2 rRNA genes are annotated in these 802 nt (G+C 48.8%); both read right to left on the bottom strand.

What is annotated here, in order from left to right:
• Positions 1-278: ribosomal RNA gene (locus FZC78_RS23340) — 23S ribosomal RNA — on the bottom strand; the annotation flags it as partial.
• Between the two features lie 324 nt (positions 279-602).
• Positions 603-802 (bottom strand): 16S ribosomal RNA (locus tag FZC78_RS23345); the annotation flags it as partial.

Genomic DNA, 802 nt, shown 5'->3' on the forward strand with positions numbered 1-802 from the left:
TTGGTTTGGGCTAATCCCGTTTCGCTCGCCGCTACTCAGGGAATCGCGTTTGCTTTCTCTTCCTCCGGGTACTTAGATGTTTCAGTTCCCCGGGTCTGCCTTCCATACTCTATGTATTCAAGTATGGATACTGCACCATTACGTGCAGCGGGTTTCCCCATTCGGAAATCTCCGGATCAAAGCTTACTTACAGCTCCCCGAAGCATATCGGTGTTAGTCCCGTCCTTCATCGGCTCCTAGTGCCAAGGCATCCACCGTGCGCCCTTTCTAACTTAACCATCGTCGAACGATAAGCTTCGGATTGCRGCGTTGCCTTCGTTTCCTGCGCTGCTCATGTACGTTAAAGTACACTCCGCTGCTCAGAAACTCGGCGCCTTGCACTCCTCGCTTCTCCTTCGCCGTAGTTTTCAAAAAATATCTCATAAGAGATATCCTAAAATGGCGATTCTCGGTTCTTTCTTGACTTTCTTCTTCTAACTTTATCTAGTTTTCAAAGAACAATTATAGTCGGCTGTTTTACTTTCGTAAAACGCCCTGACAGTTATTAAACCGTCAAAACTGAACAAAACCAAATCAAAACGTCACGTCTCATATATCCTTAGAAAGGAGGTGATCCAGCCGCACCTTCCGATACGGCTACCTTGTTACGACTTCACCCCAATCATCTGTCCCACCTTAGGCGGCTGGCTCCAAAAGGTTACCTCACCGACTTCGGGTGTTACAAACTCTCGTGGTGTGACGGGCGGTGTGTACAAGGCCCGGGAACGTATTCACCGCGGCATGCTGATCCGCGATTACTAGC

Source organism: Rossellomorea vietnamensis (assembly GCF_008180415.1).
GTDB lineage: Bacteria > Bacillota > Bacilli > Bacillales > Bacillaceae_B > Rossellomorea > Rossellomorea vietnamensis_C.